General features: G+C 62.4%; 24 protein-coding genes. 15 read left to right on the top strand and 9 right to left on the bottom strand.

Going from position 1 to position 22,180, the window contains the following annotated elements:
- Positions 1 to 9: 9 nt before the first annotated feature.
- From A0W34_RS10275 to A0W34_RS10265, 3 genes are read left to right on the top strand one after another with little or no spacing between them, the layout of a single operon-like run.
- Entirely contained in the window at positions 10 to 351 is a 342-nt protein-coding gene (locus A0W34_RS10275) for a hypothetical protein (RefSeq protein ID WP_007727323.1), read from the top strand.
- On the top strand, positions 348 to 647 hold the full coding sequence (locus A0W34_RS10270; RefSeq protein ID WP_037129075.1) for a YbaB/EbfC family nucleoid-associated protein: 300 nt from the start codon (positions 348 to 350) through the stop codon (positions 645 to 647). The genes A0W34_RS10275 and A0W34_RS10270 overlap by 4 nt, the downstream gene beginning before the upstream one ends.
- Positions 648 to 694: 47 nt before the next feature.
- Positions 695 to 1,933 carry a hypothetical protein gene (locus tag A0W34_RS10265; RefSeq protein WP_003940713.1) on the top strand — a complete coding sequence of 413 codons (1,239 nt, stop codon included), beginning with the start codon at positions 695 to 697 and terminating at the stop codon, positions 1,931 to 1,933.
- Between the two features lie 15 nt (positions 1,934 to 1,948).
- On the opposite strand, the gene A0W34_RS10260 is transcribed toward A0W34_RS10265, so the two are convergent.
- From A0W34_RS10260 to A0W34_RS10250, 3 genes are read right to left on the bottom strand one after another with little or no spacing between them, the layout of a single operon-like run.
- On the bottom strand, positions 1,949 to 3,034 hold the full coding sequence (locus tag A0W34_RS10260) for an adenosine deaminase (protein ID WP_050654872.1): 1,086 nt from the start codon (positions 3,032 to 3,034) through the stop codon (positions 1,949 to 1,951).
- Between the two features lie 9 nt (positions 3,035 to 3,043).
- Positions 3,044 to 4,339, bottom strand: a complete 1,296-nt coding sequence (locus A0W34_RS10255; protein ID WP_073512465.1) for a thymidine phosphorylase — start codon at positions 4,337 to 4,339, stop codon at positions 3,044 to 3,046.
- Complete coding sequence (locus tag A0W34_RS10250; protein WP_042449639.1) at positions 4,332 to 4,736, bottom strand: cytidine deaminase; 405 nt, start codon at positions 4,734 to 4,736, stop codon at positions 4,332 to 4,334. The genes A0W34_RS10255 and A0W34_RS10250 overlap by 8 nt, the downstream gene beginning before the upstream one ends.
- A 253-nt stretch (positions 4,737 to 4,989) precedes the next feature.
- Here A0W34_RS10250 and sdhC point away from each other — a divergent pair, with 253 nt between their 5' ends.
- From sdhC to A0W34_RS10230, 4 genes are read left to right on the top strand one after another with little or no spacing between them, the layout of a single operon-like run.
- Complete coding sequence (sdhC, locus tag A0W34_RS10245) at positions 4,990 to 5,394, top strand: succinate dehydrogenase, cytochrome b556 subunit (RefSeq protein ID WP_020969155.1); 405 nt, start codon at positions 4,990 to 4,992, stop codon at positions 5,392 to 5,394.
- Position 5,395: 1 nt separating this feature from the next.
- The gene (locus A0W34_RS10240) at positions 5,396 to 5,851 is read left to right on the top strand and encodes a succinate dehydrogenase hydrophobic membrane anchor subunit (protein WP_003940699.1); all 456 of its coding nucleotides are present in this window, start codon (positions 5,396 to 5,398) and stop codon (positions 5,849 to 5,851) included.
- A 15-nt stretch (positions 5,852 to 5,866) separates the two neighbouring features.
- Positions 5,867 to 7,618, top strand: a complete 1,752-nt coding sequence (gene sdhA / locus A0W34_RS10235) for a succinate dehydrogenase flavoprotein subunit (RefSeq protein ID WP_003941011.1) — start codon at positions 5,867 to 5,869, stop codon at positions 7,616 to 7,618.
- Complete coding sequence (locus A0W34_RS10230) at positions 7,618 to 8,385, top strand: succinate dehydrogenase iron-sulfur subunit (RefSeq protein WP_003940925.1); 768 nt, start codon at positions 7,618 to 7,620, stop codon at positions 8,383 to 8,385. The genes sdhA and A0W34_RS10230 overlap by 1 nt, the downstream gene beginning before the upstream one ends.
- Positions 8,386 to 8,443: 58 nt before the next feature.
- Here the strand turns inward: A0W34_RS10230 and A0W34_RS10225 are convergent, their stop codons facing one another.
- Complete coding sequence (locus A0W34_RS10225; protein ID WP_073512464.1) at positions 8,444 to 9,466, bottom strand: LacI family DNA-binding transcriptional regulator; 1,023 nt, start codon at positions 9,464 to 9,466, stop codon at positions 8,444 to 8,446.
- Positions 9,467 to 9,541: 75 nt separating this feature from the next.
- On the opposite strand from A0W34_RS10225, the gene A0W34_RS10220 reads away from it, so the two are divergent.
- From A0W34_RS10220 to A0W34_RS10205, 4 genes are read left to right on the top strand one after another with little or no spacing between them, the layout of a single operon-like run.
- The gene (locus A0W34_RS10220) at positions 9,542 to 10,333 is read left to right on the top strand and encodes an SDR family oxidoreductase (protein ID WP_073512463.1); all 792 of its coding nucleotides are present in this window, start codon (positions 9,542 to 9,544) and stop codon (positions 10,331 to 10,333) included.
- Positions 10,333 to 11,373: a Gfo/Idh/MocA family protein gene (locus tag A0W34_RS10215; RefSeq protein WP_030535066.1), complete on the top strand. Its 1,041-nt coding sequence runs from the start codon at positions 10,333 to 10,335 to the stop codon at positions 11,371 to 11,373. The genes A0W34_RS10220 and A0W34_RS10215 overlap by 1 nt, the downstream gene beginning before the upstream one ends.
- On the top strand, positions 11,370 to 12,236 hold the full coding sequence (locus tag A0W34_RS10210) for a TIM barrel protein (protein WP_007727332.1): 867 nt from the start codon (positions 11,370 to 11,372) through the stop codon (positions 12,234 to 12,236). The genes A0W34_RS10215 and A0W34_RS10210 overlap by 4 nt, the downstream gene beginning before the upstream one ends.
- Positions 12,233 to 13,237, top strand: coding sequence for a Gfo/Idh/MocA family protein (locus tag A0W34_RS10205; protein ID WP_030535067.1), 1,005 nt, complete (start codon positions 12,233 to 12,235; stop codon positions 13,235 to 13,237). The genes A0W34_RS10210 and A0W34_RS10205 overlap by 4 nt, the downstream gene beginning before the upstream one ends.
- A gap of 58 nt (positions 13,238 to 13,295) precedes the next feature.
- Here the strand turns inward: A0W34_RS10205 and A0W34_RS10200 are convergent, their stop codons facing one another.
- The 4 genes from A0W34_RS10200 to A0W34_RS10185 all read right to left on the bottom strand — a co-directional run bounded on the left by A0W34_RS10200 (position 13,296) and on the right by A0W34_RS10185 (position 17,397).
- Entirely contained in the window at positions 13,296 to 14,108 is an 813-nt protein-coding gene (locus tag A0W34_RS10200) for an ATP-binding cassette domain-containing protein (protein WP_007727336.1), read from the bottom strand.
- 3 nt (positions 14,109 to 14,111) lie between these two features.
- A complete protein-coding gene (locus tag A0W34_RS10195) occupies positions 14,112 to 15,170 on the bottom strand; it encodes an ABC transporter permease (protein ID WP_003940759.1) in 1,059 nt (352 codons plus the stop codon).
- A gap of 63 nt (positions 15,171 to 15,233) precedes the next feature.
- The gene (locus A0W34_RS10190; protein WP_007727338.1) at positions 15,234 to 16,235 is read right to left on the bottom strand and encodes a substrate-binding domain-containing protein; all 1,002 of its coding nucleotides are present in this window, start codon (positions 16,233 to 16,235) and stop codon (positions 15,234 to 15,236) included.
- 160 nt (positions 16,236 to 16,395) lie between these two features.
- On the bottom strand, positions 16,396 to 17,397 hold the full coding sequence (locus A0W34_RS10185; protein WP_030535068.1) for a LacI family DNA-binding transcriptional regulator: 1,002 nt from the start codon (positions 17,395 to 17,397) through the stop codon (positions 16,396 to 16,398).
- A gap of 115 nt (positions 17,398 to 17,512) precedes the next feature.
- On the opposite strand from A0W34_RS10185, the gene A0W34_RS10180 reads away from it, so the two are divergent.
- Both A0W34_RS10180 and A0W34_RS10175 read left to right on the top strand, forming a co-directional pair.
- The gene (locus A0W34_RS10180) at positions 17,513 to 18,538 is read left to right on the top strand and encodes a Gfo/Idh/MocA family oxidoreductase (RefSeq protein ID WP_042449651.1); all 1,026 of its coding nucleotides are present in this window, start codon (positions 17,513 to 17,515) and stop codon (positions 18,536 to 18,538) included.
- Positions 18,535 to 19,311, top strand: coding sequence for a TIM barrel protein (locus A0W34_RS10175; RefSeq protein WP_080726629.1), 777 nt, complete (start codon positions 18,535 to 18,537; stop codon positions 19,309 to 19,311). The genes A0W34_RS10180 and A0W34_RS10175 overlap by 4 nt, the downstream gene beginning before the upstream one ends.
- On the opposite strand, the gene A0W34_RS10170 is transcribed toward A0W34_RS10175, so the two are convergent.
- A complete protein-coding gene (locus tag A0W34_RS10170) occupies positions 19,308 to 20,348 on the bottom strand; it encodes a Gfo/Idh/MocA family protein (protein WP_054188151.1) in 1,041 nt (346 codons plus the stop codon). The two genes, A0W34_RS10175 and A0W34_RS10170, sit on opposite strands and share 4 nt — an antisense overlap.
- 191 nt (positions 20,349 to 20,539) lie before the next feature.
- Here A0W34_RS10170 and A0W34_RS10165 point away from each other — a divergent pair, with 191 nt between their 5' ends.
- Together A0W34_RS10165 and A0W34_RS10160 are read left to right on the top strand one after the other, a co-directional pair.
- Positions 20,540 to 21,724, top strand: coding sequence for a phytanoyl-CoA dioxygenase family protein (locus tag A0W34_RS10165; RefSeq protein WP_073512460.1), 1,185 nt, complete (start codon positions 20,540 to 20,542; stop codon positions 21,722 to 21,724).
- Between the two features lie 142 nt (positions 21,725 to 21,866).
- The gene (locus A0W34_RS10160) at positions 21,867 to 22,178 is read left to right on the top strand and encodes a hypothetical protein (RefSeq protein ID WP_050654913.1); all 312 of its coding nucleotides are present in this window, start codon (positions 21,867 to 21,869) and stop codon (positions 22,176 to 22,178) included.
- Positions 22,179 to 22,180 lie beyond the last annotated feature (2 nt).

The following is a 22,180-nucleotide window of genomic DNA, read 5'->3' as shown; positions in this document are numbered from 1 at the left end:
CAGGGAATCATGCCCGAGAACAAGCGCGAATCACCGCCGATCACCACAGCCGTAGCCGTCAACCGCAACGGAACCATCGCGGTCCGCGCCACGGAGCACGCCGTGCCCGTGGACCTGAGGATCAGCCAGGACGAACTGCGGTACGGCGGGCAGCGGTTAGCGCAGCAGATACTCACGCTGTGCTCAAATGCAGCAATCGAGGCCGGCGCCCGCCATCGTGTGGAGCTCGAGGAGACCGGAGTCCCGGCAGCGATCCTCGATCGGCTCGGTCTACCGACCCGAGACGAACTGGCCGATGTCGACGCCGCCGAGGGCCAGAACCTTCCGTCGAGCTGGATGCGTTCGATATGAGCGAGATTGATCGAATCATGGAGCTGGCGAAACACCGGACCGGACTCTTGCAGGAAGCCGTCGACGGGGTCGGCGCTCTGCGGGCAGTCGTCTCGAGCGAGGGCGGGATAGTCACGGCGACTGTCGACGGGCTGGGCGCTCTGGTCGACCTACGGATTACCGACGCAATCACCGCGATGAATTCTCGCACGGTGGCCGCATTGACGGTGGCAACAATTCACCAGGCAGTTCAACAGTCCAACGACGAACGAGAGCGACTGGTCAGTGAGCTCCGAGTGGCACTGAAACAAACGTGACGAACCCCCGCTATGCCTTTCGCTCTGCGGTGGATAGGCTTCCGCCCATGGCTGGAGACATCGTCCCTATCGAAATCGGACTCACCGACGGAGACCTCGTCACTTTGTGGGCACCCCGCTGGCGCGAGGGCGACGACGAGTGGGAAGCGTTTCTCGGCCATGAGGAAGACCTCTACGGGTTCTCCTCCGTCGCGGAACTCGCGGCCTTCATCCGAACGGACTCCGACAACGACCTGGTCGAGCATCCGGCGTGGGCCGTCGTCTCCGGACTGTCGGCAGCCGAGTTGGAACCGGAAGAGAACTTCACGTTCGACTTCGTCGGCGTGCCGGAACTGGCCGCAGGTGACCCTGAGGCACTGGTGGTCTCGGAACTCGAAGACACCCTGAACATGGCTCGCAACATCGGTGAGGTGTGCGAACTCGACGCGGTCATCCGCTTCTTCAGCGGCCATCCGGTACTCGGCGCGCTTGCCACCGGCGCCGGCACCTTCGAAGGCCGCGAAGGCCTGGAGCTGTGGGACCAGGTCGGCGCTGCGATCGTCAAGGACTGGGACGCCGTTCTCGACGCCATCGACAAGGTGGTCACCTCCCCGAAGGTCGATGCAGCTGCTGTGGCGGTCGCCGAAGCTGAACTGCTCGCTGCCGCCGAGAACACCGTCGACGCCGACGATGTCGCCGAGGAGGGCGAGGACGAGGAATTCGACGAAGACGACCTCGAAGAGGACGAAGACGAAGTCGAGACCTTCTGGGGTGAGGTCGGTGTCGACCCGATCCGCATCATCACCTCGGCCGAGACGTTCTACACTCTGCGCTGCTACATGGGAGATCAGGCGATCTTCCTCGGCAAGGACGGACTGATCACCGTCTTCCGTAGCGAGCGCGCACTCGCTCGCTACCTCGCCGACAACCACGAACACGATCTCTCGCAGGTCAGTACGTACGGCGAAATTCAGAATGCGGCCGTCGACGGTTCACTCGAAATCGAGGTCACGGACGAGAACGTCTACGTTCTGCCCGGCATCGCCGACGACCTCGCCCAGGGCCCGGACGTCGTAGATGCCGAGCAGCTGGAACTCGCAGTCGAATTGTTCACCGATGCAGCAGATTTCGCCGACGACGACTCCACCGAGGAGGCTCTGTCCGCGTCGAACGAGCTGGGTTGGTACGTCTCGTACCTCCTCAACCCCGATCCGTCGCGGATGGCTCCGAGTGCGCCGTTCACCAAGGAATCCGAGGCCTGGCGCGAACTCGAGCGCGAGTTCGAGGCCCGGCTTCGATCTGAGTAGTCGGGCGCACGTCATCTAGCCGATGAGCACGGCGTAGCCCGGCTTGATGACGTCGTCGATCAACGCGAGGCGCTCGTCGAACGGGATGAAGGCCGACTTCATCGCGTTGATGGTGAAGCGTTCGAGATCGGTCCATCCGTAACCGAAGGTCTCGACCAACGCGGCCATTTCCCGGCTCATGGTGGTGTCGCTCATCAGCCTGTTGTCGGTGTTGACGGTCACTCGGAAGCGCAAGTCCGCCAAGAGTCCGAACGGATGGTCCGCCAGGGCGGCTACGGCTCCGGTCTGCACGTTCGAACTCGGGCACAGTTCCAGGGGAATGCGCATGTCACGGACGTAGTTCGCGAGCCGACCCAACTCTGCCCCACCTTGCACGCCTACGTCGATGTCGTCCACAATCCGCACGCCGTGGCCCAACCGATCCGCTCCGCAGAAGGCGATGGCTTCGTGGATCGACGGCAACCCGAAAGCCTCACCCGCGTGAATCGTGAAGTGGGCGTTCGCGTCACGCATGTACTCGAACGCGTCGAGGTGCCGGCTCGGTGGGTTTCCGGCCTCGGCGCCGGCGATGTCGAACCCGACCACTCCGCGGTCCCGGAATCGCACCGCGAGTTCGGCGATCTCCCGCGACCGGGCGGCATGCCTCATCGCCGTCAGGAGACAGCCGATGCGGATCTCCCGTCCCGCGACCCTGGCAGCGGATTCGCCGGCCCGGAAACCTTCGAGAACGTGCTCGACGACCTCGTCCAAACTCAGGCCTTGTTCCAGGTGCTGCTCGGGCGCAAAACGGACCTCGGCATAGACGACGTTGTCGTCGGCCAGATCCTCGGCACACTCACGTGCCACCCGTGCAAGCCCTTCGGGGGTCTGCATCACGGCGACTGTGTGCGCGAACGTTTCGAGGTAGAGCTCGAGCGATCCACTGTCAGCGGCAGTTCGGAACCATTGCGCCAGTTCGGATGCCGTATTCGCCGGCAGCTCGTCGTAGCCACACTGCTCGGCCAGTTCGAGGACAGTCTCGGGTCGGAGTCCCCCGTCGAGGTGATCGTGGAGAAGAACTTTGGGTGCGCTGCGGATCGTGGTCAACTCCGGTGCGTTCATTCGCCAACGCTAACGCGAATCACCCACAATTCGCTCGATGAGCAACGGTCGCGAAACGGTGTCGGAATCGGTCCCGATCGACCATCCACCGCCGAGGCTTCGTCGCGCTGCATCAAATCTCTCGGGAGTGTCGGTGTGCAATGTCATCAGCGTCTGCCCGGCACGGACCACGTCGCCAGGCTTTGCATGCATCTCGATGCCGGCACCGGCCTGAACGGCTTCGCCCTGCCGTTCGCGTCCGGCTCCCAGTTTCCAGGCCGCGATGCCCACCGCCATGGCGTCGAGTCGGGTCAGTACGCCGTCTCGGTCCGCGGTGACGACGTCGCTGTGCCGGGCCATAGGCAGCGTCGCGTGTGGGTCCCCACCTTGTGCGGCGATCATCGCGCGCCACCGGTCCATTGCCGTGCCGTCGGCCAGTTTGTCGGCGGGGTCGATACCGTCGATCCCGGCCGCTGACAGCATCTCCCGAGCCAGGACCAGGGTCAGCTCGACGACGTCCGACGGCCCGCCGCCTGCCAGCACCTCGACGGATTCACGTACCTCGAGGGCGTTGCCCGCCGTCAATCCGAGCGGGGTGTCCATCCCGGTGATGAGAGCGCTTGTACGCACGCCGGCGTCGTTGCCAAGCTCGACCATCGTGCGTGCCAACTCTCGCGCGTCGCCGAGGTCCTTCATGAACGCTCCGGAACCGACCTTGACGTCGAGCACCAGGGCGCCGGTTCCCTCGGCAATCTTCTTGCTCATGATCGAACTTGCGATCAGCGGAATGGATTCCACCGTTCCGGTCACGTCGCGCAGCGCGTAGAGCTTCTTGTCCGCGGGGGCCAGATTCGCTCCGGCAGCGCAGATCACCGCGCCGATTTTCGGATCCGAGAGAATGTCGACCATCTCCGTCGCCGTGAGCTCGGCTCGCCAACCTGGAATGGCCTCGAGCTTGTCGAGAGTTCCACCGGTGTGGCCGAGTCCGCGGCCCGACAACTGCGGGACTGCAAGACCACAGGCAGCGACGAGGGGTGCAAGCGGAAGGGTGATCTTGTCCCCCACTCCACCGGTCGAATGCTTGTCGACGGTGGGCAGCGGCAAGTCCGAAAAGTCCATCCTCCCGCCGGATTCGATCATCGCCTCGGTCCATCGACCGGTCTCTGCTCGCGACATTCCGCGGAAGTAGATCGCCATCGCGAGCGCCGACATCTGCTCGTCACCGACGATCCCCTGTGTGAACGCCTGAACTATCCAGTCGATCTCGGTTCCCGACAGCTCGCGGCCGTCACGCTTGGCGCCGATGATGGAAACTGCGTCAAACATGGCGGAGCCCCTCTGCTTGTTCCGGCCCGAAAGCATCAGGCAACAGCTCGCTCAGCGGCTTGAACCCACTGCTCGTGTCGACAAGCATCTCACCCCCGCCGTGCTCGAGAAGAAGCTGTCTGCACCGGCCGCACGGCATCAGAATCGAGCCCTTCGCGTCGCAGCACGTGAAGGCAATCAGCCGCCCGCCCCCGGTGGCGGCCAAGTTACCGACGAGTCCACATTCGGCACACAGGCTCAAACCGTATGAGACATTTTCCACATTGCATCCTGAGACGATCCGACCATCGTCTACCAGGGCAGCTGCACCCACTGCATAGCCCGAGTACGGTGCATAAGCCTGCCGCATGACCACTTGCGCGTTGTGCCGCAACAACTTCCAGTCGATGTCACCCATGGTTCGTTATCCAATCACGCCGACTGAATGGATGCAGAAACCACGCCGAAACCGTCTCGGCGAGATTGGAAAGGCAAACCTTACAAAGAGTTTGGTACGCGTACGAATCCCGCATCTGATTAGTTCCCGGTTTCACATAGGTTTAGAGTCTGAGTCAAGTCGGTTCAGGATCCCGTCGAGCCCGGGCTGAGGTACATCGAAGCTCTCTGCAGGCTCGACGCGTCCACCAATGACGTTGGAGGCACAGCACTCGATGAGTACTACGACTGAAGCCGCTCCTCAGAAGGAGCGCACGAGGTCGCTTTACCGGGGCGACCCCGGAATGTGGTCCTGGGTTCTACACCGGATCACAGGCGTCGCTACTTTCTTCTTCCTATTCGTACACGTTCTCGATACGGCACTCGTTCGGGTCAATCCCGATACGTACGACGCCGTCATCGACACGTACAAGAACCCCCTCGTCGGCCTCATGGAGATCGGCCTCGTCGGCGTAGTCCTCTACCACGCCCTCAACGGCGTGCGCGTGATGTTGGTGGACTTCTGGTCGAAGGGCCCGAAGTACCAGCGCGTCATGCTCTGGACCATTCTGACGATCTGGTTCCTGGTGATGATCCCAGGCGCCGGACGCATCCTCATCAACATGTTTGCGGAGCACTGACATGGCGACTACTCACGGACCCGAAGCCAAGAGCCTGGGCACCTCATACGACCGTCCCGCAAGCCTGGACAACCCGCGGTCCCCGCGCGCGAAGGCTCGGAACAACTTCGAGTTGTACGCATGGCTCTTCATGCGCTTCTCCGGCGTCGCCCTGATCGTTCTGGTCCTGGGCCACATGTTCATCATGCTGATGCTCGACGGTGGCGTTCACCGTTTGAACTTCGCGTTCGTCGCAGGTCGCTGGTCCAGCCCGTTCTGGCAGTTCTGGGATCTGACGATGTTGTGGCTGGCACAGCTGCACGGCGGTAACGGTCTGCGCACGGTCATCGCGGACTACTCCCGCAAGGACTCCACGCGCTTCTGGCTGACCACGATCCTCGTTCTCTCGATGATCCTGATCATGGGCCTGGGCACGTACGTCATCTTCACCTTCGACCCCAATATCTCGGCGAGCTAGGGGAGCACAGACTTCATGCAGGAACATCGTTATGACGTGGTCATCGTCGGCGCCGGTGGCGCAGGCATGCGTGCGGCAATCGAAGCTGGCCCCCGTGCCCGCACGGCCGTACTGACCAAGCTCTACCCCACCCGCAGCCACACCGGCGCGGCCCAGGGCGGCATGTGTGCCGCACTGGCGAACGTGGAGGAAGACAACTGGGAGTGGCACACCTTCGACACCGTCAAGGGCGGCGACTACCTCGCCGACCAGGACGCCGTCGAGATCATGGCCAAGGAGGCCATCGATGCGGTGCTCGACCTCGAGAAGATGGGTCTGCCGTTCAACCGCACGCCCGAAGGCAAGATCGACCAGCGTCGATTCGGTGGCCACACACGCGACCACGGCAAGGCACCCGTCCGCCGTGCGTGTTACGCCGCCGACCGCACCGGTCACATGATCCTGCAGACGCTCTACCAGAACTGCGTCAAGCACGACGTCGAGTTCTTCAACGAGTTCTACGCGCTCGACATCGCCATCACCGAGACCGAGGACGGCCCGGTTGCCACCGGTGTCATCTGCTACGAGCTCTCGACCGGCGAGCTGCACATCTTCCACGCCAAGTCGATCGTCTTCGCGACCGGCGGCTCGGGACGCATGTACAAGACGACGTCCAACGCGCACACCCTCACCGGTGACGGCATGGGCATCATCTTCCGCAAGGGCCTGCCCCTCGAGGACATGGAGTTCCACCAGTTCCACCCGACAGGACTCGCCGGTCTCGGCATCCTGATCTCGGAAGCCGTCCGCGGTGAAGGTGGCATTCTCCGTAATGCCGACGGTGAACGCTTCATGGAGCGTTACGCACCCACCATCAAGGACCTCGCTCCGCGTGACATCGTGGCTCGTTCGATGGTCCTCGAGGTTCTCGAAGGCCGCGGCGCCGGCCCGAACAAGGACTACGTCTACATCGACGTGACGCACATCCCCGAGGAAGTTCTCGACGAGAAGCTCCCCGACATCATGGAGTTCTCGCGCACCTACCTCGGCGTGGACCCCGTCAAGGAGCCCGTGCCCGTCTACCCGACGTGTCACTACGTCATGGGCGGTATCCCCACCAAGATCAACGGTGAGGTGCTGCGCAACAACGACGAGATCGTCAAGGGTCTGTACGCGGCCGGCGAATGCGCCTGTGTCTCCGTACACGGCGCAAACCGTCTCGGTACCAACTCGCTCCTCGACATCAACGTGTTCGGCCGCCGCGCCGGCATCGCTGCCGCCGAGTACGCGAACTCCACCGAGTTCGTCGACATGCCGGAAACCCCGGCCGCCATGGTCGAAGACTGGGTCGGCGTCATCCTGTCCGATCACGGCCACGAGCGCGTTGCGGACATCCGCACCGAGCTGCAGCAGTCGATGGACAACAACGCCTCCGTCTTCCGCACCGAAGAGCGCCTCACCCAGGCACTCAAGGATGTGCGTGCTCTCAAGGAGCGCTACAACCACATCACGGTCCAGGACAAGGGCAAGCGCTACAACAGCGACCTGCTCGAGGCCATCGAGCTGGGCTTCCTCCTCGAAATGGCAGAGGTCACCGTCGTCGGCGCCCTCAACCGCAAGGAATCGCGCGGCGGCCACGCTCGCGAGGACTTCCCGGATCGCAACGACGCCGAGTACATGAAGCACACGATGGCGTACAAGGAGGGTGACGGCCTGCTCTCCGACATCCGTCTGGACTACAAGCCGGTGATCCAGACCCGCTACGAGCCGATGGAGCGTAAGTACTGATGTCTGCGCCTGCTGTAGATGCACCCAAACTCCCCGCTGTTCCCGAGGGGGCCGTCATGGTCACTCTCAAGATCGCGCGGATGAATCCCGAATCGGGCGAGGGCCAGCACTGGGACAGTTTCCAGGTCCCGGCACTGCCCACCGACCGTCTGCTCAACCTGCTGCTGTACGTAAAGGGTTACCTCGACGGCACCCTCACGTTCCGTCGCAGCTGCGCACACGGAGTCTGTGGATCGGACGCGATGCGGATCAACGGTGTGAACCGTCTGGCCTGCAAGCTGCTGATGAAGGACATGCTGCCCAAGGACGGCAAGCCGGTCACCATCACGGTCGAGCCCATCAAGGGCCTGCCCGTCGAGAAGGACCTGGTTGTCGACATGGAGCCCTTCTTCGACGCATTCCGCGCCGTGAAGCCGTTCCTCATCACCAGTGGCAACGAGCCCACTCGTGAGCGCATCCAGAGCCAGCACGACCGTGCTCGTTTCGACGACACCACCAAGTGCATCCTCTGCGCATGCTGCACCACGTCGTGCCCCGTGTACTGGAGCGACGGCAGCTACTTCGGTCCCGCTGCCATCGTGAACGCACACCGGTTCATCTTCGACAGCCGTGACGAGGCCGCTTCCGAGCGTCTCGACATCCTGAACGACAAGGACGGCGTGTGGCGTTGCCGCACCACGTTCAACTGCACCGACGCGTGCCCCCGCGGCATCCAGGTGACAAAGGCTATTCAGGAAGTCAAGCGAGCACTGCTCTTCGCTCGATAGTCAGGCCTTCGGCCCTGTGCGCGGTTAGGGAGTCTCCGGACTCCTTGACCGCGCACAGCTATGTCGGGGGCATGTTGAGCGGTGTCACGACTTGGACCGGTGACGTCGTAAAGCCGAAGTGAGCGCCCATGGCGCCGTGTTCCTTCATGACCACCTGACAGGCAGTGCGAACATCCGCACGCAGATCGTGGTGGAGCACCGCCGATATTCGCTTCTCCCCCAGCAACTTTCGATTGTCACCGTCGAGATCGTGGGCGATGAAGACACTGCACTCCCGGTTCAATTCTTCGAACGCGTCGACCGTGGCCAGGTTGCCACCACCGATCGAATACACGGCACGGATCTGCGGATCGGATTCGAGTGCCGCTCGCACCAATTTCCTACTCGTCTGATCCAGACCGTCACTGTTCGGAATGTCGATCAACCGTCGATGCGGAGCCGAGACTCGCATGGCGGAGCGAAATCCCATCTCCCGTTCTTCCTCCCCGCGGAAGAACCCACTGCTCATGCTGACCAGCACGTTGCCTTCCCGATCCCCCAGCCACTGATCTATCAAGTACGCGGCGGTGGCTCCAGCGGCTCGGTTGTCGATGCCGATGTAGGCGGCTCGCCTGCTGCCGGCAACGTCGGTCACCAACGTGACGACCGGAATCCTTGCCGCCACCAACCGGTCGATCGCCGCCACGACTTCCGGAGTGTCGGGAGCCTTGACGATGACTCCGTGGGAGCCACGCCGGCGAATCTTGTCGAGCGTCGACGTCATCGCTTCTACCGAACCGGTTTCACGAAAGTGAAACCTGGAACGAACTACAGCGGGTGCAAGGGTGGGCAGTTCGGCCTCGAGCGCGTCACGGACGGCGTCGGAAAACCTTGCAGGAGTTTGCAACACGACGTCGACGATGAACGTGCGACCGACCAGTTTCAGTTGCGAGCGTTGACGTTCCAGGTCCGTGATCGCCTGGCGAACCTCCAATCGTGTGCCGTCGCGAACTCCAGGACGGTCGTTGAGCACCCGGTCGACGGTGGCCTCACTCAGGCCCGACTGCTGAGCGATCTCCCGTACTTTGAATCGATGCGCCACAACTACCTCACGATGATGGATATTTGATGGTTTTTTGCTGTTGCTCGAGGTCTTCGTCACAGCCAGACTAAACCCATGACTTCTACGCCGGGCGTAACCAGGCCCGCACTCCTGGCCGACACCGTCTTACTGGTCAGTGGCGGCTCGCAAGGCGTCGGCGCCGGAATCGTACGCGCCGCAGTCCGTGAGGGCGCTCAGGTGGCTTTCACCGGCCGACGCCCGGACGTCGGAAAGGCTCTCGAGACAGAACTTCCGGGAACTCACTTCATCGAAGCCGATGTGGCACAAACGGATTCCGCGCTCGACAGCGTGTCCGAGACGATCTCTCACTTCGGCCGCGTGGATGCTCTGGTCAATTCCGCCGGGCTCACTTCACGCGGAACGCTGCTCGACACCACCGAAGAACTCTTCGACCAGCACATCGCGGTGAACCTTCGCGGTCCGTTCTTCACGATGCAGGCAGCAGTCAAAGACATGCGCGAGCGTGCGGTCCCCGGGTCCATCGTCAACATCATCTCCACGTCCGAACTCGGCGGGCAGCCGTATCTCGCGCCGTACGTGGCAGCGAAGGCCGGGCTGGCGGGGCTGACCCGCAACGCCGCCCATGCGCATCGCTGGGATCGTATCCGGATCAACGGTCTCGACATCGGGTGGACACAGACCGAGGGTGAAGACCTCACGCAGAGAGCTTTTCACGACGCTGGTGACGACTGGCAGGAACGTGCGGGCAGCACCCTCCCCATGGGCAAGCTCGGACAGGTCGACGAAATCGCCGACTTCGTCGTCTTCCTGCTCTCCGATCGCAGCGGAGTCGTGACGGGTTCGATCATCGACTGGGACCAGAACGTCTTCGGAGGGCTGGACTGATGGGCGCTCGTATCGGAGTCGTCGGCCTCGGACGAATCGGCAGCTACCACGCCCGAAACCTGCTGACGCTAAACGGCGTCGACGCGCTGGTTGTCACCGATGTCGACGCACGTCGAACCTCGGACGTGGCAAGCGAACTCGACGTGGAGTCCGCTGCCGATCCCGACGCGCTTCTAGCGTCGGGCATCGACGGCGTTCTGATCGCCGCGTCGTCGAGTTCACATGCCGATTTGATCGAAGCCGCTGTCCGCCGAGACATCCCGACGTTCTGCGAAAAGCCGGTAGCAGACTCCATCGAATCCTCCGTTCGTGTACTCGCGACTGCCGAGCAGACGTCGGTGCCAGTCCAGATCGGATTTCAGCGCCGATTCGACCCGTCATTTGTGGCGGCGTACGACGCGGTTCGATCTGGAGAACTCGGTTGGATCCACACTCTCCGATCGACCACCCTCGACCCCGCTCCCCCGCCGATCTCGTACATCGAACACTCCGGCGGCATCTTCCGCGACTGCTCGATCCACGACTTCGACATCGTCCGGTGGATCAGCGGCCGCGAAGTCACCACTGTTTTTGCCACCGGCTCGAATCAGGGTGATCGCGGGATCGCCGATGCCGGTGACGTCGACACCGCCGCAACGGTTCTCACTTTCGAAGGCGGAACCATCGCGGTCGTGTCGAATACCCGCTACAACGGCCGCGGCTACGACTGCCGACTCGAGGTACTCGGCTCGGCGGACTCCGTCGTTGCCGGGCTGGACGACCGCTTGCCACTCCGCTCTCTCGACCCCGAAACATCGTTCCCCTCGAAGGAGCCGTACACGTTCTTCATGGACCGCTTCACGTCCGCCTACCGTGCGGAACTCGAAGCATTCCTCGGCGTTGTCGCCGGGCGTCGGGAATCACCGTGCACGCCCGCAGATGCGGTCGAGTCGGCCTGGATCTCCGAAGCTGCAACGCACTCTCTGCGCGAGGGTCGGCCCGTCACGATCACCGAAGTCAAAGATCTGTTCCTTCACGACAAGAATGAGGCACACACATGAGCACTCCTCGCATCGCCGGCGCACCGATCTCCTGGGGCGTGTGCGAAGTCCCGGGCTGGGGCTACCAGCTCGACCCTGCGCAAGTCCTCCGGGAAATGCGCGAAGTCGGTCTGGCGGCAACGGAAATCGGACCGGAGGGCTTTCTGCCGACTGCACCCGCCGAAATGGCCAAGGTGCTCGCGGATCACGATCTGAGCGCAGTCGGCGGGTTCGCACCGGTACTGCTGCATGATCGCGATCATGATCCGGTTCCCGGCATCTCCCCCATCCTCGATGGTTTCGTCGCCTCGGGTGCCGAAGTTTTGGTCCTGGCCGCCGCGACGGGTTCCGACGGCTACGATTCACGCCCGGAACTGGACGAGCAGAGTTGGAAAACCCTGCTGCACAATCTCGATCGCCTCACCGACGCCGCGGCCGAGCGCGGAATCAGGGCAGTTGTCCACCCTCACGTCGGAACGATGATCGAGCAGCGCGACGAGGTCCTGCGAGTGCTCGACGGCTCGGCCATCCCCCTGTGCCTGGACACCGGCCACCTGTTGATCGGCGGCACCGATCCGGTCGACCTGGCGCGTCAAGCTCCCGAGCGCATCACCCACGTGCATCTCAAGGACGTCGACGATGCCCTCGCATCACGCGTTCGCAGAGGTGAGCTCACCTACACCGACGGCGTGAAGGCGGGAATGTACCGTCCACTCGGTGGCGGCGACGTCGACATCGCCGGTGTCACAGCCATATTGCAGCGCCACGGTTTCGACGGGTGGTACGTGCTCGAGCAGGACACCATTCTGGCCGAAGCGCCGTCGGACGAGGGACCGGTGCGCGATGTGCGAGCGAGCGTCGAGTATCTGCGGTCGGTTCTGTGACACCTCCTACCCCGCTGCGGATAGGCATTCTGGGAGCCTCACGCATCGCCGAGAACGCGATGATCAAACCTGCAACGGCCACCGGGCACCGCCTGGTGGCCGTTGCCGCACGCGACCCCGAGCGGGCCAGAGCCTATGCGGCCCAGCATGGGATCGAACGGGTGGTCGGTTCGTACGCCGAGCTGATCTCGGATCCGGAGGTGGATGTCGTCTACAACGCGCTGCCCAACAGCCTGCACGGACCGTGGAATCTCGCCGCCGTTCAGGCCGGCAAGCACGTGCTGACGGAGAAACCGTTTTCGAGCAACGCGGTGGAAGCGCGTGCTGTAGCCGAGGCAGCACGCGTGAGCGGCGTGACGCTGCTCGAGGGGTTCCACTACCTCTTTCATCCGGTGAACCGGCGCCTGCTGGATCTGGTTCGAAGCGGCGCCGTCGGCGCGGTCACTCGGGTGGAAACCGTACTGCGGATGCCCACACCATCCGAGAACGACCCGCGGTGGGAGCTCGCCTTGGCAGGCGGGTCACTGATGGACCTGGGCTGCTACGGGTTACATGCTTCCCGGACGCTGAGTGACGTCTGTGGTGGTGCGCCAGTGGTGACCGAGACCCGCCACGAGGAATATGCTCCGAGGGTTGATTCGTGGTTCGACATCGAACTCGAATACCCCAGCGGCGCCACGGCATCCGTGGTGACCACGATGTTGGACGAGCGGTATCACTTCACCTTCCGAGTATTCGGCACTGAAGGAGACGTCCTGGTACACAACTTCCTGCAGCCGGACATCGACGACCGTGTCTCCGTCACGGCCGGTGGGCGCACGAGCGTCGAGCATCTGGGCACGAAGTCGTCGTACACCTATCAACTCGAAGCGTTCGCCGATCATCTGTCCGGGGTCTCGGCGCTGCCGATCGGGCCGGGCGACGCGGTAGCCAACATGACGATGATCGACGAGGCGTACATGCATTCCGGCCTCGGGGTTCGGCCGACGACCATCCTGTGACGAAACGACTACAGCCTCGGTTCGATTCGAACCGAGGCTGTAGTCGCGAGGTTTTGATCTAGCGGCGAAGCTCGTGGGTCAGCGTCTCGAGCTCGTCACCGCCCGCCATCTCCTTGGTCAGTTCTTCGAGTGAGATGTCGTCGTACTTGGCGTCGAGCTTCTGCCTGCCTCGGTTGAGGAGCACGAAGTGATCGCCGACCATGTACGCGTGGTGCGGATTGTGCGTGATGAAGATGACGCCGAATCCCTGTTCCTTGGCAGCGGTGATGTAGCGCAACACCATTCCCGACTGCTTGACGCCGAGCGCTGCTGTCGGCTCGTCGAGAATCAGCACGCGCGCGCCGAAGAAGATGGCGCGGGCGATGGCAACACACTGACGCTGACCGCCCGAGAGACTACCGATCGGTGCGTCGACGTCAGGTAGTTCGATGCCCATCTTCGACAGTTCCGAAAGAGTCGTCGCGCGCATGGCGTTGGCGTCGAGCGACTTGATCAGACCGCCCTTGCGCAGTTCCTGCCCGAGGAAGAAGTTGCGCCACACCGGCATCAACGCAACGACGGCGAGGTCCTGATAGACCGTCGCGATGCCTTTGCCGAGAGCTTCTTTCGGCGAGTGGAATGTTGTCGGTTCACCGTCGACGAGTAGTTCACCTTCGCTCTGTTGGTGCAGACCGGCGATGATCTTGATCAGCGTGGACTTGCCTGCGCCGTTGTCACCGAGCACGCCTGTTACTTCACCCGCACCGACGCGCAGGTTGATTCCCTTGAGCGCGATGATGTTTCCGTATTGCTTACCGACGTCCTTGAGCTCGATCAGTGGCACGTTGCCGCCCGAGTTCGAGAGAGCGGGAACTTCAGCTGTGGTACTCATGTGTCACCTTTTCGCAGCGTAGTTGCGGAATGCGTTGTTGGCGATGACCGCGAAGAGCAGCATGGCGCCGAGGAAGAACTTGAACCAGTCCGGGTTCCAGCCTGCGTAGACGATGCCCTGGTTGGTCATACCGAAGATGAATGCACCGATCGCAGCGCCGATCGCGGTTCCGTAACCACCGGTGAGCAGGCAACCGCCGATGACTGCGGCGATGATGTACAGGAACTCGTTACCGACACCCTGACCGGACTGAACGGTGTTGAACGAGAACAGCAGATGCATGCCCACGAACCAGGCAGCAAAGCCGACGGTCATGAACAAGCCGATCTTGACTGCGGTCACGGGCACACCGATCGCGCGGGCACTGTCCTGATTGCCGCCGACCGCGAAGATCCAGTTGCCGATCTTGGTCTTGAACAAAACAAATGTTGCAATCGCGGTGAACAGCAGCCACCACACGACCGTGATCTTGACGGACACCCCGAAGACCGAGAACGACGACGCGAATACCTTTTTGGCGGAATCGAATCCAGCCATGTCGGAGACGCTGGGTGTGGCCACCTGACCACTCACGAGCTTGGTGACGGCCAGGTTGATACCGGTCAACATCAGGAAAGAACTCAAGGTGATGAGAAAGCTGGGAATCTTCGTCTTCATGACGAGGTAGCCGTTGAAGAATCCGACGGCGAGCGAGACGACCAGCGCCAGAATCGCGCCCACCCACAGGTTGAGGTGCAGGTTGTAGGCGATCATCGACGCGGCGAGCGAGGACGTGGTGACTGCGACGCCGGCGGAGAGGTCGAACTCGCCGCCGATCATGAGCAGGGCGACCGCGCAAGCCATGATGCCGATCGTGGAGCTGGAGTAGAGCACTGTCGCAAGCGCTTCCGGCGTACGGAACGGTGCCGCGACGATACAGAAGAAGATGAAGATGGCGATGGCGCCGACAAGTGAACCCATCTCCGGGCGGAGCAGCAGACGCTGAATGCGCTTTTGCTCCTTCACCCGTTCATCGGTCACGACTTTATGGGCGGCAAGGTCGAGATCTGCCTGAGTGGACATGATTTCCCTTCCGTGCTGGACAGGCGCACGGAGGGCGGACTCTCAGCCCTCCGTGCGCCCGGATCAGCGAGTTCCGTTCTTGGCGTACTCGGCGACCGAGTCGATGTTGGTGTTGTCGATGAACGCGGGTCCGGTCAGGGTGGGCAAGCCACCACCGATCACGTTGCCGTTGTTGAGGTAAAGCCACAGCGAATCGATGGCGAGGTAGCCCTGCAGGAAGGGTTGCTGGTCCACTGCCCACTGCACGTCACCGGATTTGATGGCGTCGACGAGCGCCGCGTTGGTGTCGAAGGTGACGACCTTCGCCTTGCTGCCCGCATTGCCGACCGACGTCACGGACGTCAATGCGAACGGCGCACCGAGCGCGAGAACTCGATCGATTGCCGGGTCCTGTTGAAGTTTCGCGGTGATGGTCGACTCCACCGACGGCATGTCCTTGCCGTTGACGTTGAGAATCTCCGTCGTTCCCTTGAACGACTTCTTCACACCGGCGCACCGTGATTCGAGGCTCACGTTGCCCTGCTCCTGAATCACGCACAGCACCTTGGTGGCACCTTCGGTGTTGAGTCGCTCGCCGGCAGCTTCACCGGCAATCGACTCGTCCTGACCGAAGTACTCCTTGACGCCCATGTCCTTCCAGGTTTCGAGGCCCGAGTTGAGGGCGACCACCGGAATGCCCGCGGCGGTGGCACTTTGGACCGCGGCAACCATGGCGTCGGGCTTCGCGAGGGTGACGGCGATCCCGTCGACCTTGCTGTCGATCGCACTCTGAACCAAGTTGGCCTGATTCGGCGCCTCGGGATCGGCGGAGTACCGAAGTTCGATGTTGTCCTTGGCCGCTGCGGTTTCGGCGCCCTTGCGCACCAGATCCCAGAACGTGTCACCGGGAACTTCGTGGGTGATCATCGCAATGGTGGCGCGGGGCGTGTCCGCCGTACCCGCGCCCATTCCGGATCCGGAAGAATCCGGCTTACCGCCGGTGCTGGAACAGGCGGCCAGACCCAAGACCACGACTGAGGCTCCGGCCAGTACGGCAACGCTCTTGCGTCCCGTGAGAAACGACATGTGAACTCCCTCTCGACATCAACCAACGGCCCGCGAACGGATGGTGCTCGGTTGTATGTGAAAGATGTAATACCCGTCACAGTCGAATGTCAATAGTTTGTTCTGACATTAGGACTGCTTATCAAAGACCGGACAAACGAGTTTAGGTCGAAAAACCAGGTCAACGCCCTACGAGTCCAGTTGAACCTCGAACTACAAGTTGTGGTTGCGCGACTATGTCCCTGCCCAAGAGTCCACTTCCGCCGTCGAGGCGTTCGGAGATTCGCTCCACCGCGGCGCCACCCAGAAACGCCGTGTCCTGCCCGACACTGGTCAGATCGATGTGCGCCAAACCTGCCAATGCACTGTTGTCGAATCCGATCACGGAGACGTCGCCGGGCACCGAGACTCCCGCACGCAAGAAGACGTCCAGGACTCCTAGCGCGCAACGATCATTGAAAGCGAAGACCGCACCGGGAATCCCTTGTTCGACCATCGACCGCGCGGCGTCCGCGCCGAACTCCTCCGTGAGGCCGCCGGGAAGTATCCGCGATTCCAGTCCGGCCGCCCGCATGGCCTTCCGGTAGCCCTGACGCCTCTCCTGGGCGCCCGGACCGCGTCCGCCGTCGACATGGACAATCGAGCGGTGCCCGAGTCCGACGAGATGATTCACGGCCATCACGGCGCCCGCCTCGTCGTCCGTGCGGACAACGTCCACCTGTGCTGAGGGCATCTTCCGGGCGAGCACGACGACGGGAACCTTGGCCGCCAGGTCGACGATCTCCGATTCCGGCGCCTGCGAACCCAACAGCAAGATCGCCTCGCATCGGTCGTCGAGCAGGGTGCGCACGGCGCGCGAGCCAGGCCTGCGGTCCGAGACGGCACTGAGAACGACGTCGTAGCGCAAGCGTTCGGCTGCGTCGTAGATCTCGTCGAGCAGCTCCGCGTGAAAGGTTTGCGCGGCAACATAACTGACACCGATCAGGCGGCTGCGATGCTGGCGCAGCAGTCGCGCCGCGTTGTCGGGTCGATAGCCGAGTTCGTCCGCGGCCGCCTTGACCCGTACCCGCGTCGCATCGCTGGCACCCGGGACATCACGAATGACGATGGACACCAGTGCGCGTGACACACCGGCCAGGTCTGCTACGTCTTGCAAGGTGGGGCGTCGACTGTTCACCTCCACAGACTAGATCGTTCCAGCGAATACACGCCGAAACGTTGACGCACGAGGCAACCAGCGCTTTACTGACACGACTAGAACGATCTAGTTCCTCATCCTCACTCCGAACGGAGCCCCCATGTCTGCCTCTGTTGCAGTCGGTCTGATCGGCGCTGGATGGATCGGCCGTTTCCACGGCGAGTCCGTCGCGCTGCGTATCCCCGGCACCCGTCTCGTCGCCGTCGCCGATCCTGCGCCCGGCGCTGCGGCGTCGTTGATCGAACGTGTCAGTCCCGACGCCCGCGCGTACACCGACGCCCTTGAGCTGATTACCGATCCGACCGTCGAAGCGGTGCTCATCAGTACGCCCGCATCAACTCACACCGATCTCGTGGTAGCAGCAGCGGAGGCCGGCAAGCATGTCTTCTGCGAAAAGCCGATGGCTTTGACACTCGAGGACGCCGATCGCGCAATCGGCGCATGCGCCGCGAACAATGTTGCGCTGCAGGTCGGTTTCAACCGGCGCTTCGCCGCCGACTTCGCCGCGGCACACGACGTGATCACCTCCGGTGGGATCGGGACACCGCAGCTACTTCGCTCTCTGACTCGCGATCCGGGAATCACCGCCGACGTCGCCTCTCGAGTCAAGCCGTGGACGATCTTCAACGAGACACTGATTCACGACTTCGACGCCCTGCTCTGGCTCAACCCGGGGGCACGCGTCGTCGAGGTGTTCGCGCAGGCCGATGCTCTCGTCCATCCGCAGTACAAGGAGCAGGGGTACCTCGATACGTCGATGGTTCAGTTGCGGTTCGACAACGGCGCCTTCGCGTCGGCCGAGGCCAACTTCCAGGCCACCTACGGTTACGACGTTCGCGGCGAGGTTTTCGGTTCCGGTGGAATGGTGAGTGCAGGCGAGGTCACGCGGACCGCGATGCGTCATTACAGCTCACCGGGCGTTCGGGCCGACACACCTCGGGTGAACATCGAACTGTTTCACGACGCCTATGTTGCCCAGCTAGCGCACTTCGCAGACTGCATCCGCTCCGGCAGCGCGCCGTCGGTCGACGGTCTCGATGCTCGCAACGCCCTGGAAATCGCACTGGCTGCAAAAGAATCCGTGGAAACCGGACTGCCCGTATCGCTGCTGTCGGTGCCGCAGTGAGCCCCTTCGATTTGGCAGTCTCTGCCGAGATGACGTTCACCGAACTCCCTGTCGTCGAACGCATTCGGCGGATCTCGGAGGCGGGGTTCGCAGCCGAGATCTGGAGTTGGCAAGACAAGGACCTCGATGCTCTGGTCGCCACCGGGGCTCGGTTCTCCTCGATGACCGGCTATCTTCACGGCGATTTGTTCGACGAAGCGGGCAGCGCCGAACTCGTACGTACAGCGGCGCTATGCCTCACGCCGGCAGCGAAACTCGGCGTTCCTCGGCTGAACTTCCATACCGGCGAGCTGATCGACGGACAGGCCGCGCGCCCGCAGTATCGAACTACGGGAGCGATGTGGCTGACGGCCCAACGCGCTCTCGAGAAGATCGCGCGACTGGGTGAAGACGCCGGAGTCGTCTTCTGCCTCGAGAATCTCAATACGATCGTCGATCACCCTGGCGTACCGATGGCCAGAGCCAAAGACACTCTGGCACTGGTGGAATCCGTCTCACACCCCAACCTCAAGATGATGCTCGACCTCTACCACGCACAGATCGGCGAAGGAAACCTCATCGAACTCGTGCGGCGTTGTGGTGACAACATCGGCGAGATTCAGGTGGCCGACGTACCCGGCCGATGCGAACCCGGAACCGGCGAGATCAACTACCCAGCCATCGCACGCGTTCTCGCCGAGCAGGGTTACACCGGCACGATCGGATTGGAGGGCTGGGCATCCGGAGACAGTGACACCGCACTCACTGCTTTCCGGAACGCCTTCACACTCTAGGCCTCCCCCGGGAACGTGATCCCTACCTGACGGCGGATCTCGTCGAGGATGTCGAGCGTCGCAATGGCCGCGTCGAGCGGATGGACCGGCGACTCGATATCCCCGGCGGTGATCCGCCGCGCCGCCTCGGCCGCCTCGAACGCGAGACCTCCGACGTATCCGTCGACCGGGTCGTCGTAGCGCGCAGATCTTCCGTCTCCGAGCCGGACCGTAAAGGACCCGGGGCGGTAGAACGTCGAGTCCAGAATGATCATCCCCTTGTCACCGCAGATCGACGCGGTGTTGGGCGTGTCAGCGAGGATGGTGGTGCTCAGACTGGCCTGAGCTACACCGGACCACGAGAGCACCGCGGAAATCTGGCCGTTCACTTGGTGGTTGGCCGGTTGGCCGAGAGCGAGAACCGAACTCGGAACACCTAGTACGCGATGCGCAAGACTGACCGGATAGGTCCCGAGGTCGAGAAGCGGCCCGCCCGCGAGCGCCGGATCGTAAATACGGTGATCGGTCTCGAACCGTTCACCGTGATCTGCCAGAACCGTACGTATGGTTCCCAGAAATCCAGCCTCGATGATCTGGTCGATCACGTCGAACTTGGGCAAGAACGACGTCCACATCGCTTCCATACAGAACAGTCCGAGCGCCGTTGCCCTCTCTCGAATGGCACGCCCCTGTGCACCGTTCAAGGCAAGCGGTTTTTCGATCACGACATGCTTGCCGTGATCCAATGCAGCCATCGCACAATCGAAATGGGCTGTGTGCGGCGTTGCAACATAGACGACGTCCACCTCCTCGGACGCAAGCAAAGCGCCGTAGCTACCGTGAGCGCATCGGATCCCCCATTGGTCCGCGAAGGCCTGAGCTCGGGCCAGTCCGCGCGAAGCAACTGCCTCCACCTCTTGAGCTGTATCGGTCTGCAGGGATTCCACGAAGCGCTGTGCAATCCAGCCGGGACCGAGGATCCCCCAGCACAAAGTCGGGGCGTCGATCGGATCGGCAACCCGGGTGCGAGGAAGTTCCAGAACAGTAGAAGTTGTCATGCCTCGAACTGTAGAGTCGAATCTCGAATATGTAAGGACATTATGTTGTCCAGCTAAATTGGAACCGGATCAAGCTATTGAGCGAAGAATTCTGAGGTCTTTTTGATGGATTTCGGGGGTAGTTTCGATGGCTTCTCCTTGGCAGTCTTTGAGGTACAGCGCATCTTGAACACTGCAGGAAAGGTCCCCGAATGACTCGAGCACTGACCGACAACGCCGTGCCGTCCGCGGGTAGGTTGCACCGAGAAGATTGCAACATCGAAGACTTCGCCGCTCTGGTCGCACACGAGACAGACCCCGCCGATTACCCGTACGCCCATTCGGTGGCCGACGGCGTTCTTCTCTACCGCTCGGATGCTCTGGTCGACAAATTGTCGAATCCTGAAATCCGGGCGGAGATTCAGGACGAGATCGCCCGCGCGTTACTCACCGGTCCAGGCATCACGGTCTTCCAAGGCGCGTTCGACGCGGAGGTATTGGATCGCGCCAGTGCGGTCTTCCGTGAACTCATTGCGCGCCAACACGAATCCGGCGCGACGTCCGGGGATCACTTCGCCAAACCCGGAGCCAATGACCGGATCTGGGGAGCACAACTGAAGTTGGCGCTCGAAGATCCCAAGGCTTACGTCGACTACTACGCAAACAGCATTGTCGCTTTAGCTTCGGAAGCCTGGCTCGGCCCCATGTATCAGGTGACGTCAGACGTCAACGTCGTCAATCCCGGTGGCGCCGCACAGAATCCACATCGCGACTACCACCTCGGCTTCATGTCGAGCGACGTAGCCGCAAAGTTTCGGGCGCATGTTCACCGATTGACCCCGGCCCTCACCCTGCAAGGTGCCGTCGCCCACGTGGATATGCCTGCCGAAACGGGCCCGACGAAGTATCTGCCGTACTCCCAGCAATACGAATCCGGATACCTCGCGTTCGAGCGTCCCGAGTTCAAGGAGTTCTTCGAAGCCAACTACGTCCAATTACCTTTGAAGAAGGGAGATGCCGTCTTCTTCAACCCAGCACTATTCCACGCCGCCGGCCACAACAAGTCCGCGGACGTCCTGCGTATGGCAAATCTTCTCCAGGTGTCGTCGGCCTTCGGTCGAGCCCTCGGAACCATCGACCGGGAGGCACTCGTCAACGCGATCTATCCTGCACTGCTCGCTCTCAGCGAGGCGGGGTCCGACGAGGCAGTTCGGTGCGCCGTCGCCGCCTCGGCCGAGGGCTACGCCTTCCCGACCAATCTGGACCGAGACCAACCGATCGACGGCCTCGCGCCTCAGACGCAGGCCGAACTCGTGACGGAGGCGGTTCGCGAGCGGATCTCACCTGATCGACTGGCCGATCTACTGAAGGCACAGTCCGAGAGACGAATGAGCTGAGGAGACTTGGCAGGACGGCCTGACCACAGCGAAGGAGTCCCTGTGTCGAATAGCCGCGCGTTTTTCGCACTGATGTTGGGCCATGCGCCGTCCGGAATGGCCGAAATGCCGTTTGAAGGCGGTCGGTCGGTACGCTCGAAGCATGGGGTGGGACTTGTTAGTGCTGTTCGCCATGATCGGCCCGTTGGCCGTATTCGGGTGGGCGGCTGTCCGGGCGAAGCGCCGCGGACTCGGCGGATCGTTCGTCGGGCCGTTTCAGGAGATGTTCGATCCCGGCGCTGCGCGAGCCCAGACCGTCATCGAACAGATCGCGGAACTACCGGACCCTGCGGACTCCGGCGACCCGGACGACGACGTGCCGTACACAGTCACCTACGAGGGTGTTCGACTCCACATCAACCCAGGTCAGGCTCGACAGCGTGGAGGCGAAGGGACCGCCAAGCGAGCTGAGTGAAA

Origin of the sequence: Rhodococcus sp. BH4 (genome assembly GCF_002079265.1) — a bacterium.
In the GTDB taxonomy this organism is placed as follows: Bacteria; Actinomycetota; Actinomycetes; order Mycobacteriales; family Mycobacteriaceae; genus Rhodococcus_F; species Rhodococcus_F qingshengii.
The sequence above is the reverse complement of the archived record's forward strand: the minus strand, read 5'-3'. Positions and strand labels throughout refer to the sequence as shown.

Excerpts from the sequence above, each read along its gene's own strand:
- A0W34_RS10160 (WP_050654913.1), top strand. The coding sequence starts at position 21,867 with ATGGGGTGGGACTTGTTAGTGCTGTTCGCCATGATCGGCCCGTTGGCC.
- sdhA (WP_003941011.1), top strand. The coding sequence starts at position 5,867 with ATGCAGGAACATCGTTATGACGTGGTCATCGTCGGCGCCGGTGGCGCA.
- A0W34_RS10260 (WP_050654872.1), bottom strand. The coding sequence starts at position 3,034 with ATGAACGCACCGGAGTTGACCACGATCCGCAGCGCACCCAAAGTTCTT.
- A0W34_RS10250 (WP_042449639.1), bottom strand. The coding sequence starts at position 4,736 with ATGGGTGACATCGACTGGAAGTTGTTGCGGCACAACGCGCAAGTGGTC.
- A0W34_RS10270 (WP_037129075.1), top strand. The coding sequence starts at position 348 with ATGAGCGAGATTGATCGAATCATGGAGCTGGCGAAACACCGGACCGGA.
- A0W34_RS10180 (WP_042449651.1), top strand. The coding sequence starts at position 17,513 with ATGTCTGCCTCTGTTGCAGTCGGTCTGATCGGCGCTGGATGGATCGGC.
- A0W34_RS10200 (WP_007727336.1), bottom strand. The coding sequence starts at position 14,108 with ATGAGTACCACAGCTGAAGTTCCCGCTCTCTCGAACTCGGGCGGCAAC.
- A0W34_RS10165 (WP_073512460.1), top strand. The coding sequence starts at position 20,540 with ATGACTCGAGCACTGACCGACAACGCCGTGCCGTCCGCGGGTAGGTTG.
- A0W34_RS10230 (WP_003940925.1), top strand. The coding sequence starts at position 7,618 with ATGTCTGCGCCTGCTGTAGATGCACCCAAACTCCCCGCTGTTCCCGAG.
- A0W34_RS10210 (WP_007727332.1), top strand. The coding sequence starts at position 11,370 with ATGAGCACTCCTCGCATCGCCGGCGCACCGATCTCCTGGGGCGTGTGC.
- sdhC (WP_020969155.1), top strand. The coding sequence starts at position 4,990 with ATGAGTACTACGACTGAAGCCGCTCCTCAGAAGGAGCGCACGAGGTCG.
- A0W34_RS10195 (WP_003940759.1), bottom strand. The coding sequence starts at position 15,170 with ATGTCCACTCAGGCAGATCTCGACCTTGCCGCCCATAAAGTCGTGACC.
- A0W34_RS10215 (WP_030535066.1), top strand. The coding sequence starts at position 10,333 with ATGGGCGCTCGTATCGGAGTCGTCGGCCTCGGACGAATCGGCAGCTAC.
- A0W34_RS10170 (WP_054188151.1), bottom strand. The coding sequence starts at position 20,348 with ATGACAACTTCTACTGTTCTGGAACTTCCTCGCACCCGGGTTGCCGAT.
- A0W34_RS10275 (WP_007727323.1), top strand. The coding sequence starts at position 10 with ATGCCCGAGAACAAGCGCGAATCACCGCCGATCACCACAGCCGTAGCC.
- A0W34_RS10190 (WP_007727338.1), bottom strand. The coding sequence starts at position 16,235 with ATGTCGTTTCTCACGGGACGCAAGAGCGTTGCCGTACTGGCCGGAGCC.
- A0W34_RS10265 (WP_003940713.1), top strand. The coding sequence starts at position 695 with ATGGCTGGAGACATCGTCCCTATCGAAATCGGACTCACCGACGGAGAC.
- A0W34_RS10255 (WP_073512465.1), bottom strand. The coding sequence starts at position 4,339 with ATGTTTGACGCAGTTTCCATCATCGGCGCCAAGCGTGACGGCCGCGAG.
- A0W34_RS10220 (WP_073512463.1), top strand. The coding sequence starts at position 9,542 with ATGACTTCTACGCCGGGCGTAACCAGGCCCGCACTCCTGGCCGACACC.
- A0W34_RS10240 (WP_003940699.1), top strand. The coding sequence starts at position 5,396 with ATGGCGACTACTCACGGACCCGAAGCCAAGAGCCTGGGCACCTCATAC.